The organism is Streptomyces sp. UF-297, from assembly GCF_058245575.1.
Window position 1 is genome coordinate 88,908 of record NZ_JBSIBZ010000002.1, and the last position, 19,292, is coordinate 108,199.

At 71.2% G+C, this 19,292-nt stretch carries 13 protein-coding genes; 2 read left to right on the forward strand and 11 right to left on the reverse strand.

The genetic code is table 11. From position 1 onward, the window contains the following. Positions 1–64 precede the first annotated feature (64 nt). A complete protein-coding gene (locus AC4IJH_RS02515; RefSeq protein WP_490849789.1) occupies positions 65–1,693 on the reverse strand; it encodes a M4 family metallopeptidase in 1,629 nt (542 codons plus the stop codon). Positions 1,694–2,017: 324 nt separating this feature from the next. Continuing rightward, the gene (locus AC4IJH_RS02520; RefSeq protein WP_490849790.1) at positions 2,018–4,297 is read right to left on the reverse strand and encodes a M4 family metallopeptidase; all 2,280 of its coding nucleotides are present in this window, start codon (positions 4,295–4,297) and stop codon (positions 2,018–2,020) included. A 566-nt stretch (positions 4,298–4,863) separates the two neighbouring features. Here AC4IJH_RS02520 and AC4IJH_RS02525 point away from each other — a divergent pair. Then, entirely contained in the window at positions 4,864–6,060 is a 1,197-nt protein-coding gene (locus AC4IJH_RS02525) for a S8 family peptidase (protein ID WP_490849791.1), read from the forward strand. A gap of 60 nt (positions 6,061–6,120) precedes the next feature. Here the strand turns inward: AC4IJH_RS02525 and AC4IJH_RS02530 are convergent, their stop codons facing one another. The 9 genes from AC4IJH_RS02530 to glgX form a co-directional block, all read right to left on the reverse strand. Beyond that, complete coding sequence (locus AC4IJH_RS02530) at positions 6,121–7,986, reverse strand: ABC transporter ATP-binding protein (RefSeq protein ID WP_490849792.1); 1,866 nt, start codon at positions 7,984–7,986, stop codon at positions 6,121–6,123. Beyond that, the gene (locus tag AC4IJH_RS02535; RefSeq protein ID WP_490849793.1) at positions 7,983–9,845 is read right to left on the reverse strand and encodes an ABC transporter ATP-binding protein; all 1,863 of its coding nucleotides are present in this window, start codon (positions 9,843–9,845) and stop codon (positions 7,983–7,985) included. Before AC4IJH_RS02535 ends, AC4IJH_RS02530 begins: the two co-directional genes overlap by 4 nt. 89 nt (positions 9,846–9,934) lie before the next feature. Further along, the gene (locus tag AC4IJH_RS02540; RefSeq protein ID WP_490849794.1) at positions 9,935–10,411 is read right to left on the reverse strand and encodes a hypothetical protein; all 477 of its coding nucleotides are present in this window, start codon (positions 10,409–10,411) and stop codon (positions 9,935–9,937) included. A gap of 74 nt (positions 10,412–10,485) precedes the next feature. Next, positions 10,486–12,138, reverse strand: a complete 1,653-nt coding sequence (locus AC4IJH_RS02545; RefSeq protein WP_490849795.1) for an alpha/beta hydrolase — start codon at positions 12,136–12,138, stop codon at positions 10,486–10,488. Positions 12,139–12,143: 5 nt separating this feature from the next. Further along, the gene (locus AC4IJH_RS02550; protein WP_490849796.1) at positions 12,144–12,542 is read right to left on the reverse strand and encodes a type VII secretion target; all 399 of its coding nucleotides are present in this window, start codon (positions 12,540–12,542) and stop codon (positions 12,144–12,146) included. A 107-nt stretch (positions 12,543–12,649) separates the two neighbouring features. Further along, entirely contained in the window at positions 12,650–13,189 is a 540-nt protein-coding gene (locus AC4IJH_RS02555; RefSeq protein ID WP_490849797.1) for a hypothetical protein, read from the reverse strand. Positions 13,190–13,200: 11 nt separating this feature from the next. After that, positions 13,201–14,886 (reverse strand): alpha/beta hydrolase, encoded by a 1,686-nt coding sequence (locus AC4IJH_RS02560; protein WP_490849798.1) that lies wholly within the window; start codon positions 14,884–14,886, stop codon positions 13,201–13,203. A 70-nt stretch (positions 14,887–14,956) separates the two neighbouring features. Then, the gene (locus AC4IJH_RS02565) at positions 14,957–15,322 is read right to left on the reverse strand and encodes a type VII secretion target (RefSeq protein ID WP_490849799.1); all 366 of its coding nucleotides are present in this window, start codon (positions 15,320–15,322) and stop codon (positions 14,957–14,959) included. A gap of 93 nt (positions 15,323–15,415) precedes the next feature. Beyond that, positions 15,416–17,743, reverse strand: coding sequence for a glycogen debranching protein GlgX (gene glgX / locus AC4IJH_RS02570; protein WP_490849800.1), 2,328 nt, complete (start codon positions 17,741–17,743; stop codon positions 15,416–15,418). A gap of 167 nt (positions 17,744–17,910) precedes the next feature. Here glgX and AC4IJH_RS02575 point away from each other — a divergent pair, with 167 nt between their 5' ends. Next, on the forward strand, positions 17,911–19,161 hold the full coding sequence (locus tag AC4IJH_RS02575) for a L,D-transpeptidase (RefSeq protein WP_490849801.1): 1,251 nt from the start codon (positions 17,911–17,913) through the stop codon (positions 19,159–19,161). Positions 19,162–19,292 lie beyond the last annotated feature (131 nt).

Genomic DNA, 19,292 nt, shown 5'->3' on the forward strand with positions numbered 1-19,292 from the left:
TCGGGGCACTCTCCGGATACCGCCCGGTCATGGGGTCACGCTACCCCGGGGCGTGGGCCTCGGATCACTTGACGTTGACGCCGCTCCAGGCCGCCTCGACGCCCTTGACCTCGGCGCCGTCCTTGCCGAAGAGGTCGGTGGCGGCCTTGACGGTTGCCTCCCGCGCACCCTTGTAGTCGGTGTTGGAGGTCATGTAGGTCGTCAGGGCCTTGAACCAGATCTTCTCGGCCTTGTCCCGGCCGATGCCCTCGACCTTCTTGCCGTCGGCGGTCGGGCTGTCGTACTTCACGCCGTCGATCTCCTTCTGCCCGCTGCCCTCGGACAGCAGGTAGAAGAAGTGGTTGGCGATGCCCGAGGAGTAGTGCGGGTCCAGGCCACTGGTCTTCTCGTCCCAGTTGTCCTGCGACTGGCCGTCCTTGCTGGGCTTGTCCATGTAGCGCAGCGGCGTACCGTCACCGTTGATGTCGATCTTCTCGCCGATGAGGTAGTCGCCCGGGTCCTTGGGGTTCTTGGCGTTGAACTCCACGGCGGTGGCGAAGATGTCCGAGGTGCCCTCGTTCAGGCCGCCGGACTCGCCGCTGTAGACGAGGTTGGCGGTGGCGGAGGTGACACCGTGGGTCATCTCGTGGGCCGCGACGTCGATCGAGGTCAGCGGGGCCTTGTTGCCCTGGCCGTCGCCGTAGGTCATGCAGAAGCAGTCGTCGTCCCAGAAGGCGTTGACGTAGTTGTCGCCGTAGTGGACCCGGGAGTACGCGCCCTTGCCGTCGCCGCGGATGCCGCTGCGGCCGTGCACGTTCTTGTAGTAGTCCCAGGTCAGCGCGGCGCCGTAGTGGGCGTCGACGGCCGCGGTCTGCGGGTCGTCGGCCTTGCCGGTGCCCCACTTGTCGTCCTCGTCGGTGAAGGCCTTGCCCTCGCCGGACTCGCCGTTGGCCAGGTTGGTGGTGCGGTGGCCGCCGCGGTCGCCGTCGGTCAGCGTGAAGCCGTTGCCGTCCTTGGCGGTGCCCAGGTCGACGGGGCCGCTGTACTGGCTCTCGCCCTTACCGGTGTGGATGGTGTCGTAACTGAACAGCTTCTTGCCGGTGTTGGCGTCGGTGATGACGTGCAGCTTGCTGGGCGTGCCGTCCTTCTTCACGCTGTTGACGATCGTGTCGTACGCGAGGACGGGCTTGCCGGAGGCGGCCCAGACGACCTTGCGGGGCATCTGGGAGTCGGCCTGCTTGGCGCCCAGGGACTTCACCGCGGTGCCCTTGGCGGACTTCGCGGCGGCCCCGGGGGCGATCTTGGCCTCGGTGGAGGCCACCTTGACGTCGGCCTTGGTCGCCTTGGTGGTGCTCTTGACGGCGCCGTCCTCGGCCTGGTGGACGATCAGGTCGCCGCCGAGGACGGGCAGGCCCTGGTAGGTGCGCTCGTAACGGGTGTGGGTGGTCCCGTCGGCGTCCTTGATGACATCGCGGACGACGAGCTTCTCCTGCGCGCCGAGGCCGATGGCCCGCGCGGTGTTGGCCTTCGTCGTGTCCGCGTCGCGCAGCAGCTCGGCGCGGTGCGAGGCGGTCAGCTTGACGGGCGAGGAGCCCTTTTCGGCCTGTACGGGGGCCGCGCCGGCCGTTCCGGCGGTGATGCCGGCGGCGAGGAGTGCCGCGGCGGCAACGGATATTCCGGCAATTCTGGACGTACGGGAAATGCGGAAGGTCACGCGTGCTCCTTCAACTTTGCCAAGTGGCGCATCAGCCACGTGGTGGGGGTGCAAAGCGATGCGGGTGTGACGTGCGGGGGGAAGCCTGCCATTTCGAACGCGTGCATGTCAGGATGGTGTCCGCAGGTTGGCCGGAAATCGTCCGTACAGAGAAGATCAATGTCCGGATAGCGGAGCCGAACGGTGGTAGCACAACGCGGGGGGGGGGGGGGGGGGGGGGGGGGGGGGGGGGGGGGGGGGGGGGGGGGGGCGCCGCTTCGGGAAGCGACGCCCAACGCCGGGGTTCAGCTCTTCAGTTGGTGCGCAGGACGGTTTTCAGCCGGATCAGAAGGTGAGCTTCCAGCTGTTGATGTAGCCGGTGTCCTGCGAGTAGACGTCCTGCACCCGCAGCTTCCAGGTGCCGTTCGCGGCCTCGCTGGAGGCGTTGACGGTGTAGGACTCCTTCACATTGGCGTCCGAGTCGAACGCGCTGGAGTTCTTCAGCCGGTACGCCGTGCCGTCCGGGGCCACCAGGTCGACGACCAGGTCACCGCGGTAGGTGTGCACGATGTCGACGTCGACCTTCAGACCGCTGGGGGCGTTGCCCGCGCGGTTGACGTTGATCGGCGAGGTGACCGCGGCACCCGCGTCCGGGACCGGCACGTCGTCGGTGTTCTCGAAGACATTGCCGCCACCGGCCGGGTTGACGGTCCAGGTGAAGCTGGTGGTGCCGGTCTTGTTCGCCGAGTCGGTGACCGTGACCGTCACACTGCTGGTGCCGGCGGCCGTCGGGGTACCGGAGATCAGCCCGGTGTCGGCGTTGATCGCCAGACCGGCGGGCAGCCCGCTCGCGGCGTACTTGAGCGCACCCGGGTTGGTGCTGGTCGCCTTGATCTGCAGGCTGGCCGGCTGGTTGACGGTGCTGGTCTGGTTGCCGGGGCTGGTGACGGAGACCCCGGTGTCCGGCACGCGGGCGCCGACGTTGACCGCCGCCCAGGTGTTGGCGACCGTGTTGTACGTCGCGCTGCCCTGGCCGAAGAGGTCACGGGCGGCGTTCAGCGTGGCGGTGCGCGCGTCGGCGTAGGTGCTGTTGGCGCTCAGGTACTGCACCAGGGCCTTGAACCAGATCTTCTCGGCGTTGGCCCGCCCGATGCCCGGCACCGGCAGGTTGTCGTAGGTGGGGCTGTCGTACTTGACGCCGTTGATCTCCTTCTGCCCGCTGCCCTCGGCCAGCAGGTAGAAGAAGTGGTTGGCCACGCCCGAGGAGTAGTGCGGGTCCAGGTTCTTGGTGTTGGAGTTCCAGTAGTCCTGCGAGCGGCCGTCCTTGCTGGGCTTGTCCATGTAGCGCAGCGGGGTGCCGTTGCCGTTGATGTCGATCTTCTCGCCGACCAGGTAGTCGCCCGGGTCCTTGGGGTTGTTGGCGTTGAACTCCACGGCCGCGGCGAAGATGTCGGAGGTGCCCTCGTTCAGGCCGCCCGACTCGTTGGCGTACACCAGCTTGGCGGTGGCGGAGGTGACGCCGTGCGTCATCTCGTGCGCCGCCACGTCGATGGAGGTCAGCGGCTTGGCGTTGCCCTGCCCGTCGCCGTAGGTCATGCAGAAGCAGGAGTCCGTCCAGAACGCGTTGACGTAGTTGTTGCCGTAGTGGACCCGGCTGTACGCGCCGACGCCGTCGCCGCGGATGCCGCTGCGGCCGTGCACGTTCTTGTAGTAGTCCCAGGTCAGGGCCGCGCCGTAGTGGGCGTCGGCGCCCGCGGTCTCGGCGTTCTGCGGGGTGCCGTCACCCCAGATGTCGTCCGGGCCCTGGAAGAGGGTGCCGGTGCCGGACGTACCGCGGTTGAGGTTGTTGGTCTTGTGGTTGCCGCGGGTGGTGTCCGTCAGCGTGTACGACGGGGCGGTGCCCAGGGTGACCTGGCCGCTGTACTGGGTGTTGCCGGTGCCGTTCTCGACGGCCTGGTACTCGTACAGCTTCTCGCCGGTCGTGGCGTCCGTGATCACGTGCAGCTCGTTGGGCGTGCCGTCGTGCTGCAGACCGCCGACCACGGTCTCGAACGCCAGCAGCGGCTTGCCCTCGGCGACCCAGATGACCTTCCGCGGGTCCTTGGCGGCGTCGGCCTTCTTGGAACCCTGCGCCTGCGCCGACTTCACGGCCTTGGTCTCGGCGGTCGCGGGGGCGATCTTCGGCGTCGTACTGGGCACCTTGATCTGGGACTTCACCGCTTTGGTGACGCCCTCGACCTTGCCGCTCCCGGCCTCGTGGACGATCAAGTCGCCGCCGAGGACCGGGAGTCCGGCGTAGGTGCGCTCGTAGCGGGTGTGCAGGGTGCCGTCGGCGTCCTTGGTGACGTCCCGGACCAGCAGCTTCTCCTGGGAGCCGAGGTTGAGCTTCTTGGCCGTCTCGGCGGTGGTGGCACTGGCGTCCCGGATCAGCTCCGCACGCTGGGACGGGGACAGCTTCACGGGCAGTGCGCCCGGGTCCGGTTTGGCGAGGATCGTGTCGCCCTTGGGGACGGCCGCGGTGCTGGCGCCGGCCTGGACACCGACCGAGAGCATCGCGGCGGCGGCTACCGCCGCACCGGTCGCTATGGCGCGTCTGCGGCGGCTTCCATGGGGGGTGCGTCTCACACTGACTCCTTCTGCGGTGGCCGCGACGCGGTGCAGCGCGACCGAGGGGGACCGGTCGGCCCACTGGCCGATCGGGCAGAGCGAGGCAGAACTGTTGGAGCCTCCCCCTGCGCTCCCGGCCAGCCCTCGGGAAAGTCGATCTCCCAGGGCCAGCCGCTGCGCGACAGGGGGGTGTGGGGGGAGACGTGCACGTGCGTTGTGGTGCCTGTCGTACGGCGTTGATCTGTGGGGGCCGTGCGTTGGCTGCGGGGAAGAGTGCCACCGGCGGTGGGTTGTTGTCAGGCAACCGTCAACAAGTTGGCTGGAAAACGTCCGTTGAGTGGGCGATGTGGTTCGTATTACGGACGTTTGGGGGGTGGTTGGGTTTGGGGGACGGCTGGCGAAAGTTCGTCAAGTGTGGTGCGTGCGAGGGGTGTTGCCGGTACATGGCACGCATGTGACAACTTCCCGGAAGCCTTGATCGGGGCAGGCCGTCCCGAGAGGCTGTGGCCCGGCGGTCGGCGTGAACCGCTGCCCGCTCCCTGCGCACCACCACGTGCACCACCGATCGAGGAGGACCCCTCGCGATGGCAGTGATGCGTACCAAGAAGATGGCGGCGGCGATCGCCGTGGCCGCGGCGCTGGGTGCCGTAGCGGCACTACCCGCCCATGCGGCACCCCCCGAAGAAGCCGTCGTCAACTCCGGCGCCAAGGACGCGATCGACGGCAGCTACATCGTCACACTCGCATCGGACTCCGGCCTCAAGTCGGCCTCCCGGCACGGCAGAAGGGTGATCTCGGAGTACGGCGGGACCGTACGGCGGACCTACACCGACGCCCTCAACGGCTACGCCGTACAGATCTCCCCGGCGCAGGCCCGGCGGCTCGCCGCCGACCCGGCCGTGGACAAGGTGTTCCAGGACCGCAGGGTGCGGGCGCTGGGCACCCAGTACAACCCGCCCTCCTGGGGCCTGGACCGGATCGACCAGGCGCGGCTGCCGCTGGACGCGAAGTACTCCTATCCGGACTCGGCGGGGTACGGGACCACCGTCTACGTGATCGACACCGGCGTACGGGTCGGCCACCGCGACTTCGGCGGGCGCGCCACCTACGGCTACGACGCGGTGGACGGCGACCACACCGCCCAGGACGGCAACGGGCACGGCACGCATGTGGCGTCGACGGCCGCGGGCAGCGCCTTCGGCGTCGCCAAGCGGGCGAAGGTGGTCGCGGTGCGGGTGCTGGACGACAACGGCTCCGGCACCACCTCGCAGGTGATCGCGGGCATCGACTGGGCCACCCGCAACCACCAGGGCCCCTCGGTGGCCAACCTGTCCCTGGGCGGCGGCCCCGACCCGCTGCTGGACACCGCGGTACGCAACTCGATCGCGGCCGGGCTGACGTACTCGGTGGCCGCCGGACAGTCGGGGTCGGACGCGGGGCGCTACTCGCCCGGCAGGGTGCCGGAGGCGATCACGGTCGGCGCCACGAACAGCTCCGACGCCCGGGCCGACTCCTCCAACTACGGCCCGCGGGTGGACCTGTTCGCGCCGGGCGTCGGTATCACGGGCGCCTGGAACACCGCCGACGACGCGGCCGGCGTCCTCTCCGGCACCTCGGCGGCCACCGCGCACGTGGCGGGCGCCGCCGCGGTCTACCTCGCCGGGCACCCGGCCGCCACGCCCGCACAGGTCTCCAAGGCCCTGAGCGACGGGGCCACCGTCGGCGCCATCCCCAACCCGGGCCCCGGCTCCCCGAACAAGCTGCTGAGGATCGTGCCGTAACCCCTTGCGCGCCTCAGGAAACGGTGCGCGGGGCGGTCCGCCGCCTCGCGCACCCCGCGCTCACCGCACGCTCTCCCGCCACGTGCGGTGCAGGCCGGCGTAGTGGCCGTCCGCGGTGATCAGTTCGCCCGGCGGGCCGTCCTCGATGACGCGGCCGTCGGCCATGACCAGGACGCGGTCGGCGATCTCCACCGTGGACAGGCGGTGGGCGATGACCACGGCCGTGCGGCCCTGCAGGACGGTGGTCATGGCGTGCTGGACGGCGCGTTCGCCGGGGATGTCCAGGGAGGAGGTGGCCTCGTCCAGGATCAGTACGGCCGGGTCGGCCAGCAGGGCGCGGGCGAAGGCCACCAGTTGGCGCTGGCCCGCGGAGATCCGGCCGCCGCGCTTGCGGACGTCGGTGTCATAGCCGTCGGGCAGGGCGGTGATGAAGTCGTGGGCGCCGATGGCCTTCGCGGCCTGCTCTATCTCCGCGCGGCTCGCCTCGGGGCGGCCGATGGCGATGTTGTCGGCGACCGTGCCCGAGAAGAGGAACGCCTCCTGGGTGACCATGACCACGCCCCGGCGCAGGTCGGCGGTGGACAGCTCGCGCAGATCCACGCCGTCCAGCAGGACCCGGCCCTCGGTGGGGTCGTAGAAGCGGGCCAGCAGCTTGGCCAGGGTGGACTTGCCGGCGCCGGTGGAGCCCACGACGGCGACGGTCTGCCCGGCGGGCAGCGTCAGGTCGAAGCGCGGCAGGATCTCGCCGCCGGTGCGGTAGGCGAAGCGCACGCCGCTGAAGGTGACCTCCCGGCCGGGCCGCTCGCCGCGCGGCGCGGGCAGCGGCACGGGGGAGGCGGGCTCGGGCACGGTGGGGCGCTGCGCCAGCAGCCCGGCGATCTTCTCCAGTGAAGCGGCCGCCGCCTGATAGGAGTTGAGGAACATCCCCAGCCGGTCGATGGGGTCGTACAGGCGGCGCAGGTACAGCACGGCCGCGGCCAGCACGCCCAGCGCCAGTCCGCCGGTGGCGACCCGGTAGGCGCCCCACAGCACGATGCCGGCCACCGCGACATTGGCGACCAGGCGCGAGGAGACGACATAGCGGGCCATCTCCAGGATCGCGTCGCCGTTGAGCCGCTCATGGCGGTGGTTGAGCTCGGCGAACGCCTTCTCGTTGGGCCGCTCGCGGCGGAAGGCCTGCACCGGGCGGATGCCGTTGACGGTCTCGGCGAACTTCACGATGACGGCGGCGGTGGCCGTGGACTTCAGGCGGTAGGCGCGCATGGAGCGGCGCTGGAAGGAGCGTACGAGCAGCGCCAGGGGGGCCGCGGAGACGACGGCCAGCGCGCCCAGGCTCCAGTCCAGATACAGCAGCATCGCGGTGATGTAGACCGTGGAGAGGATGACGGTCAGCAGCTCCTGCAGCCCTTCGTCCAGCAGTTCGCGCAGCGACTCGACGTCGGTGGTGGTGCGGGAGATGAGCCGGCCCGAGGTGTAGCGCTCGTGGAAGTCGACGCTCAGGTCCTGGCCGTGGCGGAAGATGCGGCCCCGCAGGTCCAGCAGGACGTCCTGGCTGACGCGGGCGCTCAGGCGGATGAAGGCGTACTGGAGGCCGCCGGAGGCCAGCGAGCACAGCAGATAGCCGGCCGCCACGGCGATCAGCGGGCCGAAGTCGTGGGCGCGCAGGGCGGGTACGGCGCTGTCGATGGCGTAGGCGACCAGCAGCGGGCCCGCCTGCACGGCGGCCTGCTGGAGGAGGAGCAGGACCGCGGCCACCCCCGCGCGGCGGCCGCGCGGGCGCAGCAGCGAGGCCAGCAGGGAGCGGGAGGCGCCCTTGGGGGTGGGCAGCAGGTCCTGGTCGAACGGGTCGGCGGGGGAGGGCTGTTGGGGCGGCTGCTTCTTGTGCTTCTCTGCCGGGCCCGTGGCCTCGGTGGCGGTGGTGGTCATCGGGCCTCCTTCTCGCGGGCCGGCCGCTGTGCCGGGTCTGCGGACATCAGGGCGGCGTACTCGGCGCTCTCACGCAGGAGTTCGTGGTGGGTGCCCACGGCGGTGATGCGGCCGCCGGACAGCAGCGCCACCCGGTCGGCCAGCAGGACGGTGGACGGGCGGTGGGCCACGACCAGGGCGGTGGTGGTGGCCAGCACCTGGCGCAGGGCGGCCTCGACCAGGGCTTCGGTGTGCACGTCCAGGGCGGAGAGCGGGTCGTCCAGGATCAGGAAGCGGGGGCGGCCGACCACGGCGCGGGCCAGGGCCAGGCGCTGGCGCTGGCCGCCGGACAGGCTCAGCCCCTGCTCGCCGACCTGGGTGCCGGGCCCCTGGGGCAGGGCGCCGACGAAGCCGTCGGCCTGGGCGACCTCCAGCGCCCGTATGAGATCCCGCTCGCCGAGCCCCTCGCCGCCCATCAGGACGTTCTCGGCGGCGGTCGCGGAGAAGAGGGTCGGGTCCTCGAAGGCGACGGCCACCAGGGTGCGCAGCTCGTCGCGGGGCAGGGCGGTGATGTCTTGGCCGTCCAGGGTGATCCGGCCGCCGGTGGGGTCGTACAGGCGCGGCACCAGCGCGGTCAGGGTGGTCTTGCCGCTGCCGGTGGCGCCCACCAGGGCCATGGTCTCGCCGGGCCGGATGTGCAGGTCGATGCCGCGCAGGGCGGGCGGGGCGCCGGCGGGCGCGTCGGGATAGCGGAAGTGGACGCCCTCGAAGGCGAGTCCGTCCTTGGGGCGGGCGGCGCGCGGCGCGTCACCGGTGGCGGGTGACGGTACGCGCGCGCCGGCGGCGGCGGGCGGTGTGTCCCGCGCGTCCGCGGCCGGCTCGTCCATCACCTCGAAGAAGCGGTCGGTGGCCGTCGCCGACTCGTTGCTCATCGCCAGCAGGAAGCCGATGGACTCCACCGGCCAGCGCAGCGCCAGCGCGGTGGACAAGAACGCCACCAGCGTGCCGGCCGACAGGCCGCCGTCGGCCACCTGGATCGTCCCCAGCACCAGCGCGGCGCCGATGGCCGCCTCCGGCAGGACGGTGATCACGCACCAGATCATGGCGAGCAGCCGCGCCTTGTGCAGTTCGGTGCCGCGGACCCGGTGGGTCAGCGCCTTGAAGGCGCGGGCCTGGGCGCGGTGCCGGCCGAAGCCCTTGATGATGCGGATGCCCAGGACCGACTCCTCCACCACCGTGGTCAGGTCGCCCACCTGGTCCTGGGCCCGGCGCGCGGCCAGCGCGTACTTCGCCTCGAAGACGGAGCACAGCACCATCAGCGGTACGAGCGGCGCGAGCAGCACCAGCCCCAGCGACCACCGCTGTCCCAGCAGGATCACGAAACCGACCACGATCGTGGTGCCGTTGACCAGCAGGAAGGTGAGCGGAAAGGCCAGGAAGAGGCGGATGAAGTGCAGGTCGGTCGTGGCGCGGGAGAGCAACTGCCCCGAGGCCCAGCGGTCGTGGAAGGAGACCGGCAGGCGCTGCACATGGCGGTACAGCGCGGCGCGCATCGACGCCTCGACCCCGGCCAGCGGCCGCGCCACCAGCCACCGCCGCAGCCCGAACAGCACCGCCTCGGCCACCCCGAGCAGCAGCAGGACACCGCCGCCCAGCCACACCCCGGCCGGATCGCGTCCGGCCACCGGGCCGTCCACCATCCACTTCAGTACGAGCGGGATGACCAGCCCCAGGCAGGACGCGACCACCGCGACCAGCGCGGCGGTCAACAGCCGTGCGCGCACCGGCCGTACGTACGGCCACAGGCGCAGCAGCGAGCGCACGGCGGAGTGTCTGGGGGCGGACGGGGACGGGGCTGTCGTACTCGCGATATCGGCCATCACGAGCGAGAGTACGGGTCACCACTGACAACCCTCACGCCCTTTTTCGGGCCCTCACCCTCCCCGGCCGCACCCGCGAAGCGCCGCCCTCAGAACTCCTGCTGAGGTGCCCCGGGCGGCAGGAAGCAGGGCGTGGTGACCGACAGGCGCAGCGTGTTGGGGGGCTTGGAGGTGTCGGCGATCAGGAAGAAGCCTTCGGTGGGGTGGGAGGCGTACATGATGACTTCGGGGGTCTCGGGGCGCTCGGTGAGCGTGGTGATGCGCACGCCGTTGTTCTCAAGCGCCGCCCGCAGCCTGCGGGTTGCGGCGATGTGCTGATCGCGGGGGTGCGCGGCGTACACCGTGTAGGTGAGGGTGTAGCGCTCGTCGTCGGCCACCTCGCCGCCCGCGCCCACACAGGTCTCGAAGTCCTCGTACGGGCCGTACTGCTCGGTCAGCCGCACCCCGGCGAAGTGGGCCATCGCCGAGGTGTACTCCTTGGCCCAGGCCAGGGCGTGCGCGCGGCTCTTGCGCGGCAGCGGCTTGTTGATCTCGTCGTCCGGGCGGGGGTGGTCTTGCGGGGACACGGGGGCTCCGGTGGGCGGTGGGGACGAATACGGCTGAGCGGGCGCGGCCCCCGGCCAGGGGGCCGCGCGCCGGGTTACGGGTGCGGGCCCATCGGGATGTCGGGCCGGTCCGGGTCGCCCGCGGGCGGCTTGGGCGGCGCCTCGGTCGGCCGCTGGCCCGCGATGATCCGGCCCTGGTTGGCGAGGCTCTCGCTGGGGACGTGCTGGTCCGACTCGTCCCAGTAGCCGCTGTGCCCGTGGGTGTCCACCTTGAACTGCTGCCCGCCGAAAGGCTGCTTGGTGGGGTCGGCGCCCAGCGTCGCCCCCGCCGCCCAGTGGATGGGGTCGTCGTCGGCGCGGCCGACGTAGACGTGGTCGGGGTCGATGTTGAGCTTGTCGGCGTTGCTCACGGTCAGGCCGGGGCTGCCCACGACGGCGATGTTGTCCGCGGCCAGGCCGCCGTCCCCGGCCGCCGCGGCGCCGACCACGGTGGAGCCGTAACTGTGGCCCATCACGGTGAGGTTGGCGGGCTTGTCGCCCTCGTGCGAGGCGCGCAGCCCGTGGGTGAAGTCCCGCAGGTGCGGCGCCGCGTCATCGGCCCGACCGGTGCCGGCCACGGCCAGGTTGGCCGCGTCGGTGGACGGCACCTCCGGCGCGTCGTACCCCAGCCAGTAGACCATCGAGGTGCTGGCGGAGGGATCGGCGCGCTCGGCGGAGCGCTGGAGCTTGTCGATCCGCCCCAACTGGCCCTCGGTGGAGGTCATGTCGGTGGCGGTGCCCGGCACCTGCACCCCGACGTTGTCGGCCTTGTCCGGGTTGCCCATCGCGATGACGGCCTTGCCGTCCTCGAACCCGTCGAAGTCCAGCAGGTAGAGCTGCTTGTTGCCGGTGGCGCCGTCCCGCTTGTCCAGGGTGTCCTTGAGCGACTGGAGGTTCTTCTTCTCCTGTGCCATCTGGTCGATGGACTGGTCGCTGCCCGCCGCGAAGCTCAGCTCCTGCTCCAGCAGCAGGCGGTTGGCGTTGTCGCGCACATCGGTGGGCAGCCCGTCGGCCTTGCCGATCTGCTCCGGGTAGAGCGTGGCGTACTCCAGGCGCTCCTTCTCGTCCAGCGCCTGCCACCACTTGGCGGCCTCCTTGGGGTCCTCGGGCACCTGCGGCCCCTGGGTCACCCCGATGGCCTTCATGGCCTCGCGGGCGTCCGACCCGGCCTCCGCGCTCATGGACGTCGCGTTCCTGCGGTCCATGATGTCGCCGTTGAGCTCCGACAGCGCCTTCTTGCCGTCGTCGCTGGCCTTGCGGGCGTCCTTGAGCGCCTGGTCGACCCGCTCCTGGAAGTGCTCGTGCCGGTCGACGTTGGCCTGTTCGAGGTCGGCGTCCGTCTCGCACGGGCTCGTACGCACCACCTTGCCGGAGCCGTCGACCGTGAACTGCTCGGCCTCGGCGGCCTTGACGGCACTGCGCAGGTCGGTCTGCGCCTGCTCCATCCAGAACCGGGTCGTCTCGATCACCGAGGAGATGGACATGGCCTCGGTGCGCACGACGTTGAGCCGCGACTCGATGTCCTCCATGAAGCGCAGCGCGGCCTTGCCGTCGTCGCCGTCCCAGGAGGAGTGCAGCGGACCACTGGCCTTGGTCCGGTGCCGGTCGTAGGCGGTGTCCATCTGCGCGGCGACCTTCTGCCAGGACGCGGCGGCGGCCTTCATGTCCGAGAAGTCCTGCTTGAGCAGGCGGGAGTAGTCCGAAGCCATGGCCGTCATCCAAAGGGAGAGTCGGAGCGGGCGGGACCGGCGGCCACGGCGGCCGGGCGGGGACCGCCCGACGCGGGCGCGGACGCCATCACCGGGGCGTCCGGGTCGAAGTGCTCGAAGTCCTGCTGGACCCAGTCGTCGACCCACTCGTGGTTCTTGGCGGTCTCCCGCAGCCGCCACGCGCCGGTCGTCAGCCGCTCGTGCAGACCGTCCAGGGCCTTCTTCCAGCTGTCGGCGACCTCCTGGAGCGCGGGCCCCACCGACCAGCCCTCCGCCGCCCCGGCCGCGTCCTTGGTGTCCGCGACCGCCTTGTCGTCCGGCTTCTTGATGTCGTCGGCTATGCCGTCCTGCACATCCGCCGCAGTGCGCAGCGCGGCCGGTTCCACCGATAGTTTTTCGGACACCGAGCGCCATCCTTTCCCCCGTGCCACTGAATCGGGGGAAGATTACCAACCTCTTGACGCGTTCCTGCCGGTACGGGGCCCAGCCCGCCCGGGCCCCGTACCGCCCCTCAGAACTGCTGCTGCTCGGCGCCGGGCGGCAGGAAGCAGGGGGTGCTGACCTCCAGGCGCAGCGTGCCGGCCGGCTTGACGGTGTCGGCGACGAGGAAGGTCCGCTCCTTGTCGTTGCGCGCGTACATGATGACGGCGTTCTTCTCCGGATCCTTCGCCGGCATCTCGTCGAAGCTGGTGACGCGGACCCCACTGCCCTCCAGCGCCTCGCGCAGCTTGCGGACGGCCGGGATGTGCTGCTCCTGGGGGAGCTTGGCATAGACGGTGTACGTGAGGGTGTACCGGCCGTCGTCGGCCACCTCGTCGCCCTTGCCCACGCAGTTCTCGAAGTCCTCGCGGGGAGCGGGGTCGTCGGCGGCCTTCACCCCGGCGTAGTGGGCCATGGCCGAGGTGTACTGCTTGGCCCATGCCAGCGACTCCTCGCGGCTCTTGCGGGGCAGTGGCTTGTTGACGTCGTCGGCGTCGTGGGACATACAGGCTCCGGTGAGAAGGGCGATCGAAACGATCAGGGCGGGGGTCCGCAGGCGTCGGGTCGGCACGGCTCGCATCCTCACTGGACGAAGGCGGGACCGCCCGGGGCCACCGGGACCACCGGCACCAGGGGCTTGTCCACCCGCCGGCTGGGGGGCATCCCCGCGATGATCCTGCCCTGATTGCGCAGGCTCTCGCTGTTGTCGTCCCAATAGCCGCTGTGGCCTTCGGTGTCCACCTTGAACCGGGTGCCGCCGAAGTCCGACTTGTTCGGCGTCGTGCCCAAGGTCAGGTCGGTGACATTCCGGATCGGATCGTCCTCGGCGATTCCGGTGTAGAAATGCCCGGGCGCCACATTGAGGTCCTTGGCGTTGTCCACGCCCATGCCGGGACTTCCGACCGACAGGATGTTGTCCGCGTCCAGCCCCCCGTCGCCGGACGCCGCGATCCCCACGACCGTGGTGCCGTAACTGTGCCCCAGGACGGTGAGGTTGTGCGGCCGGTCGCTGTCGTGCGAAGCCCGCAGGCCATGGGTGAAATGCCGCAGATCGGGGGCGGCGTCCTCGGCACGCCCCTTTCCGGCGACGCCGAGGCTGGCGGCTTCCGTGACCGGGATCTCGGGGGCGTCGTACCCGAGCCAGTAGACCATGGAGGTCGTGGACCGGGAGTCGGCCGCCTCGGCCGAGCGCTGCAGCTTGCTGATCCGCTCCAGCTGCCCGCCCGTGGACTCCATGGTGGTCGCGGTGCCCGGCACCTGCACACCGACGTTGTCGGCCGTGTCCGGATTGCCCATCGCGAGGATGGCCTTGCCGTCGCCGCCGCCGTCGAAGCCGAGTACGTAGAGCTGTCGGTTGCCCGTGGCGCCGTCGCGCTTGTCCAGTTCGTCCCGCAGCAGCTGCAGATTGTTGAGCTTCTTGTTGTACTCGTCGTTGGACAGGCCCTGTTCCTGGGCGTCCGGGCCGAACTCCAGCCCCGCCAGGTCCCGTTCCAGGGCGAGGCGGTTGGCGTCGTCGCGCACGGTCGTGGGCAGCCCGTCGGTCCTGCCGATGATCTCCGGGTGCATCGCCGCGTAGGAGTCCTTCTGGGTCTGCGGCAGGTCGGCCCACCACTTGGCGGCCTCCTTGGGGTCCTGCGGAGGGTGCGGAGTCCACAGGTCCTGGTCCGCGCCCTTGGCCGCCGCTTCGACGTCGTCGCGGACCTTGGCCGCGGCGCCGTTGATGCTGATGCTGCCCTCCAGGATGTCGCCCTGGAGGTCGGCGAGGCCCTTGACGCCCTTGTCGCTCGCCTCCCTGGCGGTGTCCAGGGCGATGTCGATCTCCCGCTGGTAGACGTCGACCAGGTTGGAGCGGCTGAGCCGGTCGGCCAGCTCCTGCGTGCTCTCGTCGGCCGGCGGGTCCCCCTGGTCCTTGGGGGAGACGACCTTGCCGTCGTCCTGGACCGTGAAGCCCTCGGCCTCCGCCCCCTTGACGGCCTCCCGCAGCGACTTCTGGGCCTCGGCCATCCGCAGCTTGGTGAGGTTGATGACCTCCGCGATGGTCGTCGCCTCGGTGCGTACGATCCCGAAGCGGGTCTCCAGCTCCTCCAGGTAGAAGAGCGCGGCGCGGCCGTCGTCGCCCTCCCACTCGGCGTGCAGCGGGCCGGTCACCTTCTGGCGGTGCCGGTCGTTGAAGCCGTCCATACGGGAGGCCAGGGTGCGCCAGGCGGACGCCGCCGCCTCGCAGTCGGAGAAATCCTGCTTCAGCAGGCGTGTGTAGTCGGAGCTCATGTTCGTCGTTCCCCGTGAAAAGGTGCCGGAGCACCGCCGTCATGGAACCTGTGGAATGCGCGGGCGGCGCTCAGCCGAAAGGCGTGCTGCCGGACGCGGCCGGGGGCCGCACGGCCGGCGCGGACCGAGCCTGAGCGCCGACCTTCTCGAATTCCTGGTCGCTCGCCTTGTCGTTCCATTCATGGCCGTCGGCGCAGGCGCGCAGATTCGAGGCGCCTGTTTTCGCCCGCTTTTCCATTCCGTCCAGTGACGGCTTCCAGCTGTCGGCCACCTGCTGCAGGGCCTGGGAGAACGTCCACCCGCTGAACGAGCCGGCCGCGGCCTTCGACTCGGAGACCGCCTTCCGGTTCGGTTCCTTCATTTCGTCGGCGATCGCGTCCTCGGCCTGGGCCGCGGCACGCAAATGTTCCGGCTTGACGGATATCTTGCCCGACAAGTCCCTTTCCTTTCCCCCGTGTTCCGTAAGCGGGGAAAGATTAGCAACCCCTTAGCGCAGCGGCGCCCGCAGTATCGGCTGGCGCAGTACCGGCTAGCGCGGCAGCGCCCGCAGCATCAGTACCGACCGGCCCGGGAGATCGATCACCGCGCCCGCTTCGTGGCGGGTGCCCGGCGGGGCGGCCTGGTCCTCGCGGGAGGTGTCCAGGACGCACTCGTACGCGGTGGCCCAGGGCGGGCCGGGGAGGGTGAAGGGGGCCGGGCCGGGGGAGGCGTGCAGGACGGCGAGGAAGGAGTCGTCGAGGATGGGGCGGCCCTCCTCGTCGCGCTGGGGGATGTCGCGCCCGGAGAGGTACATGGCCAGGGTGGAGCTGGGGGCGTACCAGTCGGCCTCGGTCATCTCCGTGCCGTGCGCGGTGAACCAGGCCAGGTCGCGCAGGCCGTCGGGGCCCTGCGGACGGCCGGAGAAGAAGGCGCGGCGGCGCAGTACGGGATGGGCGCGGCGCAGCGCTATCAGGCGGGCGACGAGGTCGGTGAGCGAGGACCAGCGCGGGTCGTCCAGCAGCGACCAGTCCAGCCAGCTGGTGGGGTTGTCCTGGCAGTAGGCGTTGTTGTTGCCGCCCTGGGTGCGGCCCAGTTCGTCGCCGGCCACCAGCATCGGCACGCCGGTGGACAGCAGGAGCGTGGTCAGCAGGTTGCGCAGCTGGCGGCGGCGCAGGGCCAGGATGCCCGCGTCCTCGGTCTCGCCCTCGGCGCCGCAGTTGAAGGCGCGGTTGTCGTCCGTGCCGTCGCGGTTGCCCTCGCCGTTGGCCGCGTTGTGCTTGTGCTCGTAGGAGACCAGGTCGCGCAGGGTGAACCCGTCGTGCGCGGTGATGAAGTTGACGGAGGCGTACGGGCGCCTGCCGCCCCAGGCGTACAGGTCGCTGGAGCCGGACAGGCGGTATCCCATCTCGCGCACGTCCGGCAGCGCACCGCGCCAGAAGTCGCGCATGGCGTTGCGGTAGCGGTCGTTCCACTCCGTCCACAGCGGAGGGAACGCGCCGACCTGATAGCCGCCGGATCCCACGTCCCAGGGCTCGGCGATCAGCTTGACCCGGCGCAGCACCGGGTCCTGGGCGATCACCGCGAGGAAGGGGGAGAGCATGTCGACGTCGTGCATCGAGCGGGCGAGGGCCGCCGCCAGGTCGAAGCGGAAGCCGTCCACCCCCATCTCCGTGACCCAGTAGCGCAGCGAATCGGTGATCAGGCGCAGCACGTTGGGGTGGACGACGTGCAGGGTGTTGCCGCAGCCGGTGTAGTCGGCGTAGCGGCGGGCGTCCTGGGGCAGGCGGTAGTAGCCGCGGTTGTCGATGCCGCGGAAGGAGAGCGTGGGGCCGCGCTCGTCGGCCTCGGCGGTGTGGTTGTAGACGACGTCGAGGATGACCTCGATGCCCGCGTCGTGCAGCGCCCGCACCATCCGCTTGAACTCCCCGACCTGCTGCCCGCGGGTCCCGGAGGCGGCGTAGGCGGCGTGCGGGGCGAAGTAGCCGATGGAGTTGTAGCCCCAGTAGTTGACCAGCCCGCGCCGTAACAGGTGGTCCTCGTGGGCGAATTGGTGCACCGGCAGCAGCTCGACGGCCGTGACGCCCAGGCGGGTGAGGTGGTCGACGGCGGCCGGGTGGGCCAGGCCCGCGTACGTGCCGCGCAGGCGCTCGGGGATGCCGGGGTGGCGCATGGTGAAGCCGCGGACGTGCAGTTCGTAGATGACCGAGTCGGGCCAGGGCGTCTTGGGGCGCCGGTCCTCGCGCCACTCGTCCTCGGCGCCCTCGGCCCACTCCTCGCCCACCACCACGCCCTTGGGGACGTACGGTGCCGAGTCGCGGTCGTCGCGCACGGTGTCGGCGACCGTCTGCTGCGGCCAGTCCCGTACGTGCCCGTACAGCGCGGGGGGCCGCTCGCCGGGGCCGTGGCCCGCGAACTCGCCGTCCACGGCGCGGGCGTAGGGGTCCAGCAGGAGCTTGGCGGGGTTCCAGCGGGCGCCGGTCCACGGGTCCCAGGGGCCGTGCACGCGGTAGCCGTAGCGCTGCCCCGGGCGTACGCCGGGCAGGAAGCCGTGCCAGATCTCGTGCGTCAACTCGGTCAGCGCGCAGCGCGTCTCGCGCCCCGCGTCGTCGAACAGGCACACCTCGACCGCCTCGGCGCCGCCCGCCCACAGCGCGAAGTTGGTGCCCGCCACCCCGTCGGGGCCCCTGCGGTAGCGGGCGCCCAGCGGCTGGGGGCTGCCGGGCCGCACGGCGGGCACCGCCGCCTCCGTCCTCTCGGCACGGTGCGGCGCGGGCCCGCGCACCTGGTGGCCGTTGACGGCCGGTGCCGTGCGCGCCGGGCTGTGCCCCCGTGTTTCCCGGCCCTCCGGTACTGCCTCCTGCTCGGGTGCGCTCGACACCTGCCAGCCTCCCGCGGCTCATGGCTCCATCGGGCGGCTGCCGTCGGCACGGCGTCCCGGCCGCGCGTTCGGTTCCGCCCTCCCGATGGTTCTTCCCGCAACCGGCCGCCGCCTCACGTTTCCCCGCGGCGGGGGTGCTCGTTGATCTGTCCGTGACATATCGAGCTGTGACAAACCGAGCCGGGACACACCCGCACCGGGCGGCGCGCCGGCGGGGACCGGCCCGCGCCGCGGCCGCCGCGCTGCTGGCCGCGGTGGCGCTGGCGGGCTGCGGGCTTCCCGATGTGCTCACCGGAGGCAAGCCGCGCGCCCCGCGCGAGGCGATCAGGATCTGGCCCGCCGACGGCGCCAAGGAGGTACGGGCCACCCAGCCCATCGGGGTACGAGTGCCCGACGGCAGGCTGGAGCGCGTCGAGGTGCACCGCATCGAGGACACCGGCCGCACGCCCGTGGCGGGCAGCATCGCGCGCGACGGGCTCAGCTGGCGCCCCGACCGCCCCACCCGCCTCGCACTGGCCGCCAAGTACGCCGTGGAGGCCGTGGCGCTGGACGCCCACGGCCGCCGCAGCGCCCGCCACACCACCTTCACCACCTACGTCCCCGAGCACCGCTTCATCGGCTTCTTCACACCCGAGCACAACGCCACCGTCGGCACCGGCATGATCGTCTCGCTCGACTTCAACCGCCCCATCGTCCGCCGCGCCGCCGTCGAGCGCGCCATCTCCGTCACCGCCCGGCCCCCCGTCGAGATCGCCCCCCACTGGTTCGGCTCGCGGCGCCTGGACTTCAGGCCCCGCGAGCGCTGGCGGCCCGGCACGGAGGTCACCATCGATCTGCGGCTGCGCGACGTACAGGCGGCGCCCGGTTCGTACGGGATCCAGCACAAGAGGGTGCGCTTCCGGATCGGCCGGGACCAGACCAGCACCGTTGACGCGGCCGCGCACACCATGGCGGTACGGCGCGACGGCAAGCTGGTGGCGACGCTGCCGGTCACCGCGGGGGAGGCGGCCAGCCCCACCTACAACGGGAAGATGGTGGTCCTGGAGCGGCACCCGGTCACGCGCATGGACGGGGACACCGTCGGCTTCGGCGGGGAGTACGACATCCCGGACGTGCCGCACGCGATGCGGCTGACCCCTTCGGGCACCTTTCTGCACGGCAACTACTGGGCGAACCGGACCACGTTCGGCGGCGCCAACACCAGCCACGGCTGCATCGGGCTGCGCGACATCCAGGGCGGCGGGCCCGACACCCCGGCGGGCTGGTTCTACGGGACGTCCATGGTGGGGGACACCGTAGAGGTGATCAACTCCCGGGACCGCACGGTCGCTCCGGACAACGGGCTGGGCGGATGGAACCTGTCCTGGCAGCAGTGGAAGGCCGGGTCCGCGGTGCGCGGGGAGCCCAACGGGGGCTGAATCCGGCCGAGTTCGGGGCGAAAGAGACCCTCTTCCGTGCGGTCCCGCACCACGGGTACCACTTGGGACTAAACGGTGACATCTCCGGGGACTCCACTGTCAGTGCGGTGTGGTTATCTATCGGCACGCGC